General features: G+C 72.5%; 13 protein-coding genes and 2 tRNA genes. 7 read left to right on the plus strand and 8 right to left on the minus strand.

Going from position 1 to position 13970, the window contains the following annotated elements; genetic code table 11:
- Nucleotides 1-3: 3 nt before the first annotated feature.
- The 5 genes from ACZ3KP_RS24875 to ACZ3KP_RS24895 all read right to left on the minus strand — a co-directional run bounded on the left by ACZ3KP_RS24875 (nucleotide 4) and on the right by ACZ3KP_RS24895 (nucleotide 5317).
- Nucleotides 4-1341 carry an LLM class flavin-dependent oxidoreductase gene (locus ACZ3KP_RS24875; RefSeq protein ID WP_467501789.1) on the minus strand — a complete coding sequence of 446 codons (1338 nt, stop codon included), beginning with the start codon at nucleotides 1339-1341 and terminating at the stop codon, nucleotides 4-6.
- Entirely contained in the window at nucleotides 1338-2051 is a 714-nt protein-coding gene (locus ACZ3KP_RS24880) for an ABC transporter ATP-binding protein (RefSeq protein WP_467501790.1), read from the minus strand. The genes ACZ3KP_RS24875 and ACZ3KP_RS24880 overlap by 4 nt, the downstream gene beginning before the upstream one ends.
- Nucleotides 2027-2875 (minus strand): ABC transporter permease, encoded by an 849-nt coding sequence (locus tag ACZ3KP_RS24885; RefSeq protein WP_467501791.1) that lies wholly within the window; start codon nucleotides 2873-2875, stop codon nucleotides 2027-2029. The genes ACZ3KP_RS24880 and ACZ3KP_RS24885 overlap by 25 nt, the downstream gene beginning before the upstream one ends.
- Nucleotides 2872-3939 (minus strand): ABC transporter substrate-binding protein, encoded by a 1068-nt coding sequence (locus ACZ3KP_RS24890; protein WP_467501792.1) that lies wholly within the window; start codon nucleotides 3937-3939, stop codon nucleotides 2872-2874. Before ACZ3KP_RS24890 ends, ACZ3KP_RS24885 begins: the two co-directional genes overlap by 4 nt.
- A 193-nt stretch (nucleotides 3940-4132) precedes the next feature.
- Nucleotides 4133-5317: an ROK family protein gene (locus ACZ3KP_RS24895; protein WP_467501793.1), complete on the minus strand. Its 1185-nt coding sequence runs from the start codon at nucleotides 5315-5317 to the stop codon at nucleotides 4133-4135.
- A 457-nt stretch (nucleotides 5318-5774) separates the two neighbouring features.
- Between ACZ3KP_RS24895 and ACZ3KP_RS24900 the strand changes: the two genes are divergently transcribed.
- The 3 genes from ACZ3KP_RS24900 to ACZ3KP_RS24910 all read left to right on the plus strand — a co-directional run bounded on the left by ACZ3KP_RS24900 (nucleotide 5775) and on the right by ACZ3KP_RS24910 (nucleotide 8037).
- Entirely contained in the window at nucleotides 5775-6353 is a 579-nt protein-coding gene (locus ACZ3KP_RS24900; RefSeq protein WP_358972726.1) for a biotin transporter BioY, read from the plus strand.
- 288 nt (nucleotides 6354-6641) lie between these two features.
- Nucleotides 6642-7127 (plus strand): ribose-5-phosphate isomerase, encoded by a 486-nt coding sequence (locus ACZ3KP_RS24905; protein WP_358972729.1) that lies wholly within the window; start codon nucleotides 6642-6644, stop codon nucleotides 7125-7127.
- Between the two features lie 106 nt (nucleotides 7128-7233).
- Complete coding sequence (locus ACZ3KP_RS24910; RefSeq protein ID WP_467501794.1) at nucleotides 7234-8037, plus strand: Fpg/Nei family DNA glycosylase; 804 nt, start codon at nucleotides 7234-7236, stop codon at nucleotides 8035-8037.
- A gap of 298 nt (nucleotides 8038-8335) precedes the next feature.
- Here the strand turns inward: ACZ3KP_RS24910 and ACZ3KP_RS24915 are convergent, their stop codons facing one another.
- Nucleotides 8336-9577 carry a GNAT family N-acetyltransferase gene (locus ACZ3KP_RS24915; protein ID WP_467501795.1) on the minus strand — a complete coding sequence of 414 codons (1242 nt, stop codon included), beginning with the start codon at nucleotides 9575-9577 and terminating at the stop codon, nucleotides 8336-8338.
- 174 nt (nucleotides 9578-9751) lie between these two features.
- Between ACZ3KP_RS24915 and ACZ3KP_RS24920 the strand changes: the two genes are divergently transcribed.
- Both ACZ3KP_RS24920 and ACZ3KP_RS24925 read left to right on the plus strand, forming a co-directional pair.
- On the plus strand, nucleotides 9752-10915 hold the full coding sequence (locus ACZ3KP_RS24920) for a PP2C family protein-serine/threonine phosphatase (RefSeq protein ID WP_358972736.1): 1164 nt from the start codon (nucleotides 9752-9754) through the stop codon (nucleotides 10913-10915).
- Nucleotides 10912-11364 carry an HD domain-containing protein gene (locus tag ACZ3KP_RS24925; protein ID WP_467501796.1) on the plus strand — a complete coding sequence of 151 codons (453 nt, stop codon included), beginning with the start codon at nucleotides 10912-10914 and terminating at the stop codon, nucleotides 11362-11364. The genes ACZ3KP_RS24920 and ACZ3KP_RS24925 overlap by 4 nt, the downstream gene beginning before the upstream one ends.
- 6 nt (nucleotides 11365-11370) lie before the next feature.
- Here the strand turns inward: ACZ3KP_RS24925 and ACZ3KP_RS24930 are convergent, their stop codons facing one another.
- Nucleotides 11371-12516, minus strand: a complete 1146-nt coding sequence (locus tag ACZ3KP_RS24930; protein ID WP_467501797.1) for an acyltransferase family protein — start codon at nucleotides 12514-12516, stop codon at nucleotides 11371-11373.
- A gap of 461 nt (nucleotides 12517-12977) precedes the next feature.
- Here ACZ3KP_RS24930 and ACZ3KP_RS24935 point away from each other — a divergent pair, with 461 nt between their 5' ends.
- Nucleotides 12978-13172, plus strand: coding sequence for a hypothetical protein (locus ACZ3KP_RS24935; RefSeq protein ID WP_046734331.1), 195 nt, complete (start codon nucleotides 12978-12980; stop codon nucleotides 13170-13172).
- 426 nt (nucleotides 13173-13598) lie between these two features.
- Here the strand turns inward: ACZ3KP_RS24935 and ACZ3KP_RS24940 are convergent.
- A tRNA-Gly gene (locus ACZ3KP_RS24940) sits at nucleotides 13599-13669 on the minus strand.
- A 163-nt stretch (nucleotides 13670-13832) separates the two neighbouring features.
- Here ACZ3KP_RS24940 and ACZ3KP_RS24945 point away from each other — a divergent pair.
- Nucleotides 13833-13909: transfer RNA gene (locus tag ACZ3KP_RS24945), tRNA-Pro, on the plus strand.
- Nucleotides 13910-13970: the final 61 nt, after the last annotated feature.

The raw sequence follows: 13970 nt of genomic DNA on the forward strand, positions 1-13970 counted from the left end.
CTTTCAGACGAGCGCGGGGCTGGTGGTGTACTGGTTGGCGGGGCGCGGGAGGCCGTAGCGCTCCCGCAGGGTCCGGCGCGGTCCGTACTCCTCGCGCAGCAGGCCGCGGGCGCGCAGGACCGGTACGACGTGGTCCACGAAGGTCTCCAGGCCGGAGGGCAGCACCGGCGGCATGATGTTGAAGCCGTCGGCGGCCCCCTGGGTGAACCAGGTCTCGATGGCGTCGGCGACCTGCTCCGGTGTCCCGGGGAAGGTCAGATGGCCACGGCCGCCGCCGAGCCGACCGATCAGCCGCCGCACGGTGAGCCGCTCGCGCCGGGCCAGCTCGACCACCAGGGTGTACCGGCTCCTGGCACCCTCGATGGCGTCCTCCGGCGGCAGCTCGGCGGGCAGCTCCCGGTCCAGTTCCAGGGTTCCGGCGGGCAGGTGCAGGAGCCGCTCCAGGTTGGCCACGCCGTGCCGGTGCACGATGTGGTCCTCCAGGAGCTGTTCGAGCTGCCGCGCCTCGGCCTCCGTCGAGCCGATCACCGGGACGATGCCGGGCAGCACCTTGATGTGGCCGGGGTCGCGGCCGACCGCGGCCGTCCGGGCCTTCAGGTCGCTGGCGAAGGCGCGCGCGTCCTCGATGGTCTGCTGCGCGGTGAACACCGCCTCCGCGTACCGGGCCGCGAACGCCTTGCCGTCCTCGCTGGACCCCGCCTGCACGAGCAGCGGGTAGCCCTGCGGGGAGCGCGGCACGTTGAGGGCGCCCTCGACACCGAAGTACGGCCCCCGGTGCCGGGGCGGGTGGATCTTCGCGTCGTCACCCCAGACCCCGGACGCCTTGTCGGCGACGATCGCGTCGTCCTCCCAGCTGTCCCAGAGCTTCAGCGCGACGTCGAGGAACTCGGCGGCCCGCGCGTACCGTTGCGCGTGCGCGGGCTCCTCGGTGATCCCGAAGTTGCGGGCCGCCTCGGCGCCCGCCGTGGTGACGATGTTCCAGCCCGCCCGGCCGCCGCTGATGATGTCGAGGGACGCGAACCTGCGGGCCAGGTTGTAGGGGGAGTTGTAGGAGGTGGAGGCGGTCGCGATCAGGCCGATGTGCTCGGTGGCCGTCGCCAGCGCGGTGAGCAGGGTCAGCGGTTCCAGGGCCCCGGCCGGCCGCTGGGCGACGCTGCCCCACAGATGCGGTCCGTCGGCGAGGAAGAGCGAGTCGAAGGTGCCGCGCTCGGCGGCCCGGGCCAGCCGCACGTAGTGCGCGAGGTCGACGTGCGCGTGCGGGTCGCTCTCCGGCAGACGCCAGGAGGCCTCGTGGTGACCGGTGTTCATGAGGAAGGCGTTGAGGTGGAGCGTGCGGGTCATGCGGGGTCCTCCGTGACACCGAGGGCGGCGAGCAGGCGGGTGCGGTACTCGTCCCGCGGGCGGGTGTGATCGATGGCCAGGTCGACGCCGATCCGGCCCTTCTCCAGGACCAGGACGCGGTCCGCGAGGACGATCGCCTCGTCGACGTCGTGGGTGACGAGCAGGACCGACGGGCGGTGCCGTTTCCACAGCTCGCGCAGCAGGTGGTGCATCCTGATCCGGGTGAGCGCGTCCAGCGCCCCGAACGGCTCGTCGGCGAGGAGCAGTTCGGGCTCGCGGACCAGCGAGCGGGCGAGCGCGGCACGCTGGGCCTCACCGCCGGACAGCTCGCCCGGCCAGGCCCGCTCCCGGCCGCCGAGGCCGACCTCCTCCAGCGCGGCGCGCCCCTTGTCGTACGCGTCCCTGCCGTCGAGACCCAGGACCACGTTGTCCAGCACCCGGCGCCAGGGCAGCAGCCGGGAGTCCTGGAAGACCACCGAGACCCGCTCGGGGGCGGTGAGCCGGCCGCTGCCGGTGACGCCGTGGTCGAGTCCGGCGACCGCCCGCAGCAGGGTGCTCTTGCCGGAGCCGCTGTGCCCCAGCAGTGCGGTGAACTGCCCGGCCGGCACGTCCAGATCGATGCCGTCCAGGACCGTACGGTCGCCGAACGACCTGCTCAGTCCCCGGAGCCGGACGGCGGGGCGGGTCAGCTGCTCAGTGTGCGGCGCCATGACAGCACCCTCCGTTCGACGAGTCGGACCACGGAGTCGGAGACCAGGCCGAAGACGCCGTAGATCAGCAGACCGACGAGGATGATGTCGCTGCGCCCGTAGTTCTGGGCCTGGAACATCATGTAGCCGAGGCCGCTGGTGGCGTTGATCTGCTCCAGGACGACCAGGCCCAGCCAGGAGCCGGTGACGCCGAGTCGGAGTCCCACGAAGAATCCGGGCAGCGCGCCGGGGATCACGATCTGTCGCACGAACTGGAACCTGGACAGGTCCAGCACCTCGGCGAGTTCGACGTAGCGGCTGTCGATGGCGGACAGCGCGGCATGGGTGTTCAGGTAGACCGGGATGTAGACGACGATCGCGATGATGGCGATCTTGAAGGTCTCGCCGATGCCCAGCCAGAGGATGAACAGCGGGATCAGTCCGAGGGTGGGGATCGCCCGGTTGATCTGCACGGTCCCGTCGATCAGCGCCTCGCCGGTCCGGGTGAGCCCGGAGACCAGGGCCAGCAGCACCCCGGCGGCCAGCCCGATCACGAAGCCGTACCCGGCGCGCTCGACCGAGGTCAGGATGTCGGTGCGCAGCGTCCCGCCGGTCCACAGGCGGACGGCGGTGTCCAGGACCGTCCAGGGCGCCGGGATCGCGCTCGTGTCCAGTCGCCCGGCGGCGGAGGCGATCGCCCACGCGGCCACCAGGACCAGGGGGCCGGCCAGCCGGGCGGCGGGCAGCCGTCGGCCGGGGGACAGGCGGCGCCGCGGGCGGACCCGGTGGGCCTCGTCGTCCTCGGCGACGGGAACCGGCACGGTGCCGGTGGTCACGGCGGTCATTTGCGGTACTCCTCCGGTACGGCCTTCGCGGCGAGGCCCTCGAAGCGGTGGTCGAAGAGCGAGGAGACGTCGGTCTTCTTCACGAAGCCGCCCTGGGCCAGCAGGTCGGCGGTCTCCTGCTCCCACTTGATCGCCTCGTCCCAGCTCGGCGGGAACAGCGGCTTGTTGGCGAGCCTGGTGATGCCCCGGGCCTGGGCGAGGGTCAGGTTCTGGGTCTTGACGTAGAACTCCTCGTTCCAGACGTCCGGGTGCTCCCACTGCCAGACCTGGCCCCTGGCCCACTGCGGGATGTACGCGGCGATCGCGGCGGCCTTCGCCGGGTCGGCGAGGACCGCCTGCGGCGCCCACAGCAGGTTCAGCAGGTCGACGACGTCCGTGGTGATCGTGCGGGCGCCCTTCGCGCCGTACTGCTGGAGGTAGGCGGGCACCTGGGTGTTGGCCAGCGGCGCCACGTCCACCTGACCGGACTGCAGGGCGGTGAGGAACTGGTTGCTGGTCAGTGGCACCAGCCGCACGTCGTCGTACGAGAGCCCGGCCTCCTTCAACGCCCGCAGCAGGACGACGCCCTGGGCCTGCCCCTGCGAGAACGCGAGCTTCTTGCTCTTGAAATCGGCGACCGTGTGAATGTCGCTGCCGGGCTTGGTGGCGAACAGGTAGTTCGGCTTACGGGTGATGTCGATCGCCACGATCTTCGCCGCGAAACCCTGGAACTGCGCCTGGATCGGCGGAATGCCCGCGTTGTTCGCGAGGTCCAGCGACTTCGCACGGAACGCGTTGATGACATCGGGACCGGCGCCGATGTTCAGCCAGCTCGACACCGTGAACGGCAGTTTCGGCAGCTTCGCCAGCTTGAACTGCAGCTGCTGCTGGCCCAGATAGGAGGCGATCTTCAGGCTGGTGCCGGCCGGCACCTTGGCGGCCAGCGGAGCGGTGGAGGCGGTCGCGGAGTCGGCGGCGGCACTGCCGCCCGCGCAGCCGCTCAGCCCGGCCACGGCCGCCGAGGCGCCGAGCAGTGAGGTGAGGAAGACCCGGCGGTCGACGCCGGACGGGGACGCAGAAGGCATGGGAGTACTCCGGGGAGAAAAGCGGCGGAAAGGCAGCGTGAATGGCCGGCGACGAAGGGCCGGAAACAGAAGTGTCACGCGGGGAAACGCGCGCCTTGGGCGCGCCAAGACGTCAGCAACAAAGAGTGCGACAGGTCATGAGAAAGATGTTCCTTGCCGTGCGCGACGACTGTCAATATTCCGAGTTTCTGAATTAAATAAGCTCTGGTGACGCGTTCAACGGGTCCCGGTACAGCACGTCGAGGACCACCGAACCGCCCGCGACCGCCAGCACGCCGGCCCCGAAACTGGTCGGCGCCACGGGCGCCCGCCGCGGCCCGACCGCCTCCCGCAGCGCGGCCAGGCAGTCCTCCCGGTACAGCGCGCCCACCTCGGTGACGACCACGCTCTCCGGGTTGAGGACGTCGAGCAGCAGCGCCGCCGCCCGCCCGGTCAGCCGCGCCCGCTCCACCAGCAGCCGTACCGCCACCGGGTCACCGGCCCGTGCCGCCGCGAGGACGTCCATCGGATTGCCGGCGTCGACGAGGCCGGCGGCCCGCGCCCGCCGGACCAGCGTCCGCTCGCCCAACTCCACCTGGAGACAGCCGGTCCGACCGCAGGCGCAGGGCTCGGTGCCGCCCGGCACCGGGAGGTGGGCGATCGTGCCCGCCTGCGAGCGCGGACCGTGGTGCACCTCGTCGCCGGTGGCGAACGCCGCGTCGACCACGTTCCCGACGAACAGGTGCAGCACGCTCCGGCTGCCCCGGGCCCGCCCGAACAGCCGCTCGCCGTTGACCAACGCCCGTGCGTGCCCGTCCACATGGACCGGCAGCCCGGTGCCCGCGCCGAGCAGCTCGCGCACCGGCACCTCCCGCCAGCCCAGCAGCGGGTGCTCGACCACGGTCCCGGAGTCCCGGTCCACCCAGCCGCCGACGGCGACCCCGACGCCCAGCGGCCTGCTGCCGGGCACCTCGTCGAGGAGCGCGGCCAGCCCGGCGGCGGCCCGCGCCAGCACGGCCCGCGGCTCGGTGCGGCCCGCGTGCTTCAACTCCCGCCGTACGACGACCCGGCCGCGCAGGTCGAGCAGTGCGACCGTGGTGTACGGCACGGCCACGTGCACGCCGCCGACCACGAACCGCGAGTCGTCCAGGTCGACCGGGACGTGCGGCCGGCCCACCCCTCTGACGCGCTGCGGTGCCTCCGTCTCCCGGATCAGGCCGAGTTCGGTGAAGCGGGCGCAGTAGTCGGTGACGGAGGCCGGGGACAGCCCGGTCAGCCGGGCGATGGTGGAGCGGGCGACCGGCCCGTGCTCCAGCACCGACCTGAGCACCACACTGGCGCTGCCGCGCCGGCGGTCACGGGGCGGGGAGGCAGGCGGGGGCGGAGCGGTACGGGGCATGGGGAAACCGTCCTCGGGAACGGGGCCGACACGTCTCGGGGTGCGAGGCGCGCCGGACCGGTCTCCCGCGGCGCGGCCTCAGGCCGGACGGCGACAGGTGGCAGCCCCTTGCCGTCGCAGGTCGACGTAGCGACGCGACGTGAGGTTCAGGGACTGGGCGACCATGTCCCGAAGAGTAGGCCAGGGAGCGGGAATCCCACCAGACCGCTAGGGTTCGATTGGGGGAACTCCACAGGCCTGTTCAACGCCGTTGACGTGACTGAAACATCTCTGCCTCAGTGATCGGCGTCACCCCGGACCCGGTGTAACCCACACCCTTTGTGGGGAGCCCACCAAGCGTCACTTCCGGCCTTTGTCGACCGCTGACGTGTTCGGCTCGGACGGGGCCGGGATAGCGTCACGGTGTCCGTCCCTGTCCTGCCCCGTCCCTCGCCGACCTCACCCCCGCGGAGACCCCATGAGCACCGCCGCCGCGTCCGCCCGTACCGGCACCGTCCTCGCCGACCTCCTGCCCGCGTCCCGGGTGCGCGACGCCGCCCTCGTGGTCGGCGGCGCCGCCCTCACCGGCCTCGCCGCGCAGCTCGCCGTGCCGGTCCCGGGCTCCCCGGTCCCGGTGACCGGCCAGACGTTCGCCGCCCTGCTGGTCGGCACCGGCCTGGGCGCCCGCCGCGGGGTGGCCTCCCTCGCGCTGTACGCGGCCGCGGGCCTGGTGGGCGTGCCGTGGTTCGCGGGCGGCACCTCCGGCCTCTCCGTCTCCTTCGGCTACATCCTGGGCATGATCCTCGCCTCCGCGATCGTCGGCGCCCTGGCCCGGCGCGGCGCCGACCGCGGCGTGCTGCGCATGGCGGGCACGATGGTGCTCGGCGAGGCGGTCATCTACGCGATCGGCGTGCCGTACCTGGCCTACGCCGCCGGCATCTCCGCGTCCGCGGCGATCGCGGCCGGCCTCACCCCGTTCCTGATCGGCGACGCGCTCAAGGCGGCCCTGGCGATGGGCGCGCTGCCCACGGCATGGAAGCTGGCCGACAAGCGCTGACACGCCTACGGCGCGGCGGGGCGCCGGGGGGGCAGGCCCCCCCCGGCCCCCGGGTGCGGGCCGGGGCCCCGCCCGGGGGGGGGGGGCCCCCCCCCCGGCCTGGGGGGCCCCCCCCCCCCCCCCCCCCGCGCGGGGGGGGGGGGGGGCGGGGGGCCCCCCCCCCCCCCGCGCCCCGCTGTTCCTGCCGAACCGCTCCGGCGCGGGCGGGAACCCGCCGCCCGGGCCCCGCCCCTCGCGGGGCCCGGCCCCCGCACTGCCCCACGTTCGGTGCCATGTCACACTCGTGCCATGCGCGTGTATCTCGGCTCCGACCATGCGGGCTTCGAACTCAAGAACCACCTCGTCGAGTGGCTGAAGGCGGCGGGCCACGACCCCGTGGACTGCGGCCCCCACATCTACGACGCCCAGGACGACTACCCGCCGTTCTGCCTCCGCGCGGCCGAGCGGACGGCGGCGGACCCCGAGTCCCTCGGCGTCGTGATCGGCGGCTCCGGCAACGGCGAGCAGATCGCCGCGAACAAGGTCAAGGGCGTCCGCTCGGCCCTCGCCTGGAGCGAGGAGACCGCGTCGCTCGGCCGGCAGCACAACAACGCGAACGTCGTCGCGGTGGGCGCGCGCATGCACACGCAGGACGAGGCGACGAAGTTCGTCGAGACGTTCCTGAACACGCCGTTCTCCGAGGAGGAGCGCCACATCCGCCGCATCGACATGCTGGCGGAGTACGAGAAGACGGGCGCCCTCCCTCCGATCCCCCCACACCACCCCCAGCCGTAGCCCCCCCACCCACCGGGCTCCTGCACCGGGCCCCCGGCACCCGGCCCCCTCGTCCTCGCCTCTCGGCCGACCGAGTCGGTGGGTGGGCGGAAAGGAATAGCGGCTCGTGCCAGAAGGGCACACGATCCACCGGCTGGCGCTGGACTACGGCCGTCTCACCGGCCCCGTCCGCGCCAGCAGCCCGCAGGGCAAGTTCTCCGACGCCGCGAGCCTCGTCGACGGCACCCCCCTCACCCGCACCGAGGCGCACGGCAAACACCTCTTCCTCGGCTTCCGCGACAGCGACTGGGTGCACATCCACCTCGGCCTCTTCGGCAAGGTCACCTTCGGCGCCGTCCCCGCGCCCCCGGCCGCCGACACGGTCCGGCTGCGCCTCACCGACGCCACCTCCTACGTCGACCTGCGCGGCCCCACCACCTGCGCCCTGATCAACGACGCGGAGAAGGCGGCCGTACACGCCCGGCTCGGCCCCGACCCGCTCCGCGACGACGCCGACCTGGCCCTCGCGTACCGGAGGATCTCCCGGAGCCGCACCACCGTCGCCGCGCTGCTCATGGACCAGAAGGTCGTCGCGGGCGTCGGCAACGTCTACCGCGCCGAGGTGCTGTTCCGGCAGCGCATCGACCCCTACCGCGCCGGCCGGGACGTCACCCCGGCCGAGTGGGACGCCGTCTGGGGCGATCTCGTCGCCCTCATGCACGAGGGGGTCCGCAACAACCGGATCGACACCGTCCGGCCCGAGCACACCCCGGAGGCGATGGGCCGCCCGCCGCGCGTCGACGACCACGGCGGAGAGGTGTACGTCTACCGCCGGGCCACCCTGCCCTGCCACCTCTGCGGAACCGAGATCCGCACCGCCGACCTCGCGTCCCGCAACCTCTTCTGGTGCCCCGGCTGCCAGCGGAGCTGACCGCCGCCCCGAGAGGCTGTCCGGCGGATCATGCCGCAGACGCGGGGTCTGGGGCGCCCTCCCCACTGCCCGAAAGGCGTGGGGGGACCCCCCAGCGGCGTTGTCGTCGGTCCCCGACGTCCCCCAGCCTCCGGCCGGGAGGTGCCCCCACCGCGTCGCCCGCCGCGGCAGCGGCTGATCGGCCACGGCTCCTCCGCCGTGCAGCCGGACGCCCCAGACCCCACTCACCTCGGCCGACGAGTCACCGTTGCCTTCCCTGCGACCTGATCCGCCGGACAGCCCCTCGGGCGACCGCGCGTCAGAAACCGTGCGGCAGCCACGGCAGCACCGGTGACCCGAACGCCACCGACGCCTCCGCCAGCGCCCCCGCCCGCAGCTCCCGCACCCGCCCGGCCCGCGCCAGCGACAGCAGGGAGACGCCGCCGAGGTACACCGTCCCCAACTCCCGTACGGACAGCGCGAGGTCGGCCGCGTCGGCCGTACGCTCGCAGGAGGCGCCCTTGGCGTCCCCGGTGAGCCGCCAACGCCCCGCGTTCCAGGGGCAGAAGGCGTCGGCCACCTCCAGCACCACGTCCACCGGCGCCTGGTACGTACGCGCCGCGAGCGCCGCGCCGACGTCGACGAGCCGCACGTACCCCATGTCCCGCACCCGGGTACGGCAGCGCCGGATGTCGGAGACCAGGTACTGCCAGGCGTCGTCGACCGGCCGCCTGCGCACCACCAGCGTCGTCATCAGGTCGATGCCGAACAGGAACCGCCACAGCGCCGCGTCGGTCGCCGGATCGAGCGCGGCCAGCTCCTCCAGCGTCACCGTGCCGTCGTGCCCGCCCGCCCCCCAGCCCAGCTTCGTACGGAACCGGGCGAACCCGGTGACCTCCCCGTCCCGCTCGGCGACCACGCACTGCAGCGCCGACGCCCCGTCCCGCTCGCTCTCCGGGTCCAGCAGCCCCGCCCGCTCCCAGCCGGGCTGCCGGACCAGCATCCCGGGGCGCAGCGGCACGGTGCGCGCGTACACCGCCTCGCACTCGGCGAGCACCTCGGCCGGCCCGGCGTACCGCAGCCGTACGGCGTCGGTGCCGGCCGGCACGTCCAGCGTCACCCGGCTCGTGTCGATGTCGGCGAGCAGCTGGTGGGTCGCGGCGCCGTACCCGAAGCGGCCGTAGATCGCCGGCTCGGAGGCGGTGAGCACGGCGAGCGGCTCGCCCCACTCCCGCAGGTCGTCCAGCTGGCGCCGCATCATCGACGTCAGCACCCCGCGCCGCCGGTGCGTCGCGGACACACTCACCATGGTGATGCCCGCCGTGGGCAGCACGGCACCGCCCGGCACGGTCATCCGGAAACGGAACGCCCCGCTCGTGCCGACGAGTTCGGGCCCGTCCCACACGGCCAGCGCACGCTCGGTCTCGGTGAGGGACCGGTCCAGCTCGCGTTCCCCGGCCGAGGCCGGACCGGCCCCGAAGGCCCGCACCAGGTGGTCCCACCACCCGTCGAACTCCTCGCTACGCAGGACTTTCACGTCGGTCGGGTGTTCGGTCGTCATGCGCCATGCCTACCAGGGCATTGCAGGACGAGCCAGCGAATTTCTCCCGGACGGCGACGCGAGGCCTTCCGGTGAAGTTCACTGTGAAGTCGCACCTGAAGTTGAGTCTCGGACGGGGGACAAGTGGGACCTCCCGTGCCAAGCAGCTGGTCCGATGGATAGGGTCCCGAACTGATGGCAGCAGACGGAGAGCGGCGCGGGAAGGCCGAGACGCTGACGGCCCGGTGGAAGATGCAGTGGCACCGGGCCCGCGTCGGCGTGCGCAGAAGCGCCGTGGACTACTTCCGCGGCGACGGCTCCGACTGGATCGCCCTCGCCGGACTGCTCCTGACCATCCCGGTCCTCGCGGCCATGACCCTCGCCAACTCCGTGTGGTTCTCCCCGGCCACGCTGGTCCTGCCGATCATCGCGGGCGGTCTGCTGCTGCGCCCGGCGAGCCTGCTCGGCCTGTACGCGGCCGCGGCGACGGCCCTGATCGTGGAGTCGGTACGGCTGGGCCCCTACACGGAGGGCCCCTCGCGGGTCACTCCCGGAGTGGTCCTGACCGTGGCCGCCTGCGGTTTCTTCGGACTGCTCACCGCACAGTTCCGCAGCCGCGTCGGCGTGCCCTGGCGGCGCGGCGGCACCATGCTCTTCGACCTGCGCGAACGCATCCGGGTGCAGAGCAAGCTGCCGAAGCTGCCGCCGGGCTGGCACCGCGAGATGGCCCTGCGGCCGGCCGGCGGGCAGTCCTTCTCCGGTGACTTCGTGGTCGCGGCCCGTACGAACAACGGCCGCACCATGGAGGTCGTCCTCACGGACGTCTCCGGCAAGGGCATGGACGCCGCGTCCCGGGCGCTGCTGCTCTCCGGCGCGTTCGGCGGCCTGCTGGGCTCCCTGCCCCCGCACGCCTTCCTCCCGGCCGCCAACGGCTACCTGCTCCGCCAGGACTGGGACGAGGGCTTCGCGACCTCCATCCACCTGGTCCTCGACCTCGACTCCGGCGACTACGAGCTGTACTCCGCGGGCCACCCGCCGGGGCTCCAGCTCAGCGCGGGCAGCGGCCGCTGGGAGGAGAAGGCCGCGGAGGGCCCGCTCCTCGGCGTGTACGACGGCGCCCAGTTCGACTCCGTCAAGGGCTCCCTGCGCCCCGGAGACGTCCTGATGCTCTTCACGGACGGCCTGGTGGAGACGTCCGACCGGGACATCGTGGAGGGCATCGACCGCCTGACGGGCGAGGCCGACCGCTATGTCGCCGGCGGCTTCCACGGCGCGGCCTGGCACCTGATCGAGGCGGTCGCCAAGGACGTCAACGACGACCGGGCCCTGCTGCTGATCTGCCGCGAGGCCGCGAGATGACCGCGCCCCGCCTCTCCCTCCCCGAGGTCGAGAAACTCGCCCGGGCCGCCCACGCCGGTCAGACCGACAAGGCGGGCCGCCCCTACGCCGAGCACCTGGCGGCCGTGGCCGACGGGGTCCGGGCCCGCGGCGGGGACGACGACCAGATCGCCGCCGCCTGGCTGCACGACTCCGTCGAGGACGACGCCCTGACCGAGCGGTGGCTGGCGGCCGCGCCGCTGAGCGACCGCACGAAAGCCGTCGTACTCGCCCTCACCAGGCGTCCGGGCGAGCCGCCCGAGTCGTACGCCGACCGTATCCTCGGCACCCCGGGCGCACTGCTCGTCAAGGAGGCCGACCTCGCGCACAACGCCGACCCCGGGCGGCTCGCCGTACTGGACGAGGCCACCCGGGAACGGCTGACCGAGAAGTACGCCCGGATGCGCGCCCTCCTCGGTCTCCCGGCGTAGCGCCCGTCAGGCGTTGACCGGCTCCCGGCCGCCCCGGCTCTGCTCGTTCCGCCGGCCCTGACGCCCCCGCTCCCGGGCCGCCTCCACCGCGTCGCGCCGGAACGCCCAGTCCATCCGCGGCTCCATGGCGAACCGGAACACCCGCCGGACCGGGCCGGTGCACAGCAGCGTCACCCCCGCCCCGGCGACCGCGGTGACGAGGATCTCGCCGAGCGGCCCGTGCAGCCACCCCGCGTCGAACCAGCCCTCGTCGACGGCGTACTTCACGACGAAACCGTGCAGCAGGTAGCCGTAGAGCGTGCCGGCGCCCAGGGCCGTGCACCACATCCGCCGGCCCGGTACCCAGGAGAGGAAACAGGCGGTCAGCAGCAGCGAGCAGCCGAACAGGGCGAGCACCATCACCGGCCCGCACCACCACGGCGCGCCCAGCTCCTGCGCCGAGTCACGGTGGTAGAACCACCCGGTGTTCATGCGCGGCACCGACCACCACGCGAACACCAGCGCGGCGGCGAACACCGGCACCGCGGCGATCCGCACCGGCCACCGGCGCACCAGCCGGAAGTGCTCGGGCCGCAGGCACAGACCGAGCACGAAGTAGGGCAGGAACTGCAGCACCCGCTGGAGGTCCAGGTCGTCACCGATGCTGGGGGAGACGGACGCCAGCATCGCGACGACGAAGGCGAGGGGGAGGGGGTGGCGGACGGTCCGCCAGATCGGGGTGGTCAGCCGCCAGACGAACAGGGCGCACAGGAACCAGGTCAGGTACCAGGGGTCGAGCAGGCTGATGTCCTGGTCGGCGGCGCCGCCGACGTGGCGCTGGAAGAGGGAGTAGCCCGTCTCGAACAGGACGTACGGCACCACGACGCCGGTGACCAGCTTCTTCACCCGGTCCGGGCGCATGTCGAAGTTCCGCGAGAAGTAGCCGGAGATGATGATGAACGCCGGCATGTGGAACGCGTAGACGACGGTGTACATCGCCTCCAGGACGCGGCTGTCGCCCTTCAGCGGCTCCCACGAGTGACCCATCGCGACCAGCACGATCGCCAGGTACTTGGCGTTGTCGAAGAACGCGTCGCGGGGTCTGCCGGTCGGCGGCGGGGCCGGGAGGCGCGGTGTTCGGTTCTGGCCGGGGGACGTGGCGGCATCAGACATCTGAGGCACCCTAGCGGCGCCTGTGCGATTTCGTAAAACCACTGACGCGAATCCTGCTTATGCCCGACGACTGTCCTTGAAACGCCGAATGATTCAAGGAGTTCGACGCCGATACCTATGCCGTTCCATCCCGCACTTACATCCGTGATGTCCCCGTTCATCCCGATGAAACGGCGCATAATGGGCTGTTGTGGACCGTCCTTGCCCCGTCTGTGACAACGATTCGAATTACCTGCGCACAGGTTGTGTGGACAGTGAATGCAAGGTCGTCAATTGCCGTGCGCCCAGCGGTGGATGGGCCCTCGAATTCCCGTGCGAGCGGTTGTCGGAGTGGGGCCTGTTGTCCACGTTGTGTCACGAGCCGCATAGTGCGGCCGGGTTGGTGGCACGATGGATCTGGCGGGGGTGCGGGGCCGTACCCCTGGGCCGGGAGAGCGGACCGACCGAGGGTGTGATCAGTTGTGGCCATTTCACTGTCTGTGGTGCTGCTGTTGGCGATCGTCCTGGTAGTGCTGATGAGAGGGGGCAGCATCAAGGCGGGCCCCGCCATCGTCGCCGTGCTCTTCGGCTTCTTCCTCGCCTCGACCGGGATGGCCCCGTCCATCCAGCGCTTCCTCGACTCGCTGGCGCAGACCATAAACTCGATCAACTTCTGATCCCGCGCGACGGACCGCTCCCTGGGCGCGCGGAGGGCCCGGGGAGCGGGTGGACCCACCCTCACACCTGGGCCTTCGGCGTACAGGGCGGGCGACGGGAATGTGACCCGTCGGGCGCCATGTGATCTACGGCTCGCCCCGCTCGGGGACGCACGTCATGCTGTGCGCCGGCACGACGGGTTCGCCCGGCAGCGGATCGATTCCACGGACGCGTACGGCCCCGACATCGGTGGCGACGGGGGACCGGGGCGGGAGCGGCATCAGGGGAGCCACGCACCTCGGTCGATGACGAGTCCCGCAGTTGCAGCCAGGAAGCAAGGGGCCGCGCAAGGGCGCGAGGGGGGCGCGGCGGGCTGATCGGAGCCCCCGGAAACGATCGGGGCCAGGTGGAGGAGACGTCCTCCGACCTGGCCCTGAGTCGTACAGAGCGGGCGACGGGAATCGAACCCGCGTAGCTAGTTTGGAAGACTAGGGCTCTACCATTGAGCTACGCCCGCACACCACGCGCCGCAGGTCGGTGACCGCGGCACAGGAGGCATCGTAGCGGGTCGCCCGGTGCCGAGGCCAACAGGTCGTGCGGTGGGGATGCGCGCCCGGCGCGGGTGGACAATGCGGCCGACGCGGGCGGCCCGGGCATGTACCCTACGTGTCGCACGGAAACGGGGTGTGGCGCAGCTTGGTAGCGCGTCCGCTTTGGGAGCGGAAGGCCGTGGGTTCAAATCCCGCCACCCCGACCACCACCTGACGGCGTCCGTCTTGATCGCCTTTTGGGGCGCTGAGCGGCTGCGGTTACTATGC

The organism is Streptomyces sp. NPDC020958, assembly GCF_055562175.1.

Coding starts and splice junctions, on each gene's coding strand:
- ACZ3KP_RS24925 (WP_467501796.1), top strand. CDS start 10,912: ATGACCGCGCCCCGCCTCTCCCTCCCCGAGGTCGAGAAACTCGCCCGG.
- ACZ3KP_RS24915 (WP_467501795.1), bottom strand. CDS start 9,577: ATGACGACCGAACACCCGACCGACGTGAAAGTCCTGCGTAGCGAGGAG.
- ACZ3KP_RS24900 (WP_358972726.1), top strand. CDS start 5,775: ATGAGCACCGCCGCCGCGTCCGCCCGTACCGGCACCGTCCTCGCCGAC.
- ACZ3KP_RS24905 (WP_358972729.1), top strand. CDS start 6,642: ATGCGCGTGTATCTCGGCTCCGACCATGCGGGCTTCGAACTCAAGAAC.
- ACZ3KP_RS24890 (WP_467501792.1), bottom strand. CDS start 3,939: ATGCCTTCTGCGTCCCCGTCCGGCGTCGACCGCCGGGTCTTCCTCACC.
- ACZ3KP_RS24930 (WP_467501797.1), bottom strand. CDS start 12,516: ATGTCTGATGCCGCCACGTCCCCCGGCCAGAACCGAACACCGCGCCTC.
- ACZ3KP_RS24895 (WP_467501793.1), bottom strand. CDS start 5,317: ATGCCCCGTACCGCTCCGCCCCCGCCTGCCTCCCCGCCCCGTGACCGC.
- ACZ3KP_RS24875 (WP_467501789.1), bottom strand. CDS start 1,341: ATGACCCGCACGCTCCACCTCAACGCCTTCCTCATGAACACCGGTCAC.
- ACZ3KP_RS24885 (WP_467501791.1), bottom strand. CDS start 2,875: ATGACCGCCGTGACCACCGGCACCGTGCCGGTTCCCGTCGCCGAGGAC.
- ACZ3KP_RS24880 (WP_467501790.1), bottom strand. CDS start 2,051: ATGGCGCCGCACACTGAGCAGCTGACCCGCCCCGCCGTCCGGCTCCGG.
- ACZ3KP_RS24920 (WP_358972736.1), top strand. CDS start 9,752: ATGGCAGCAGACGGAGAGCGGCGCGGGAAGGCCGAGACGCTGACGGCC.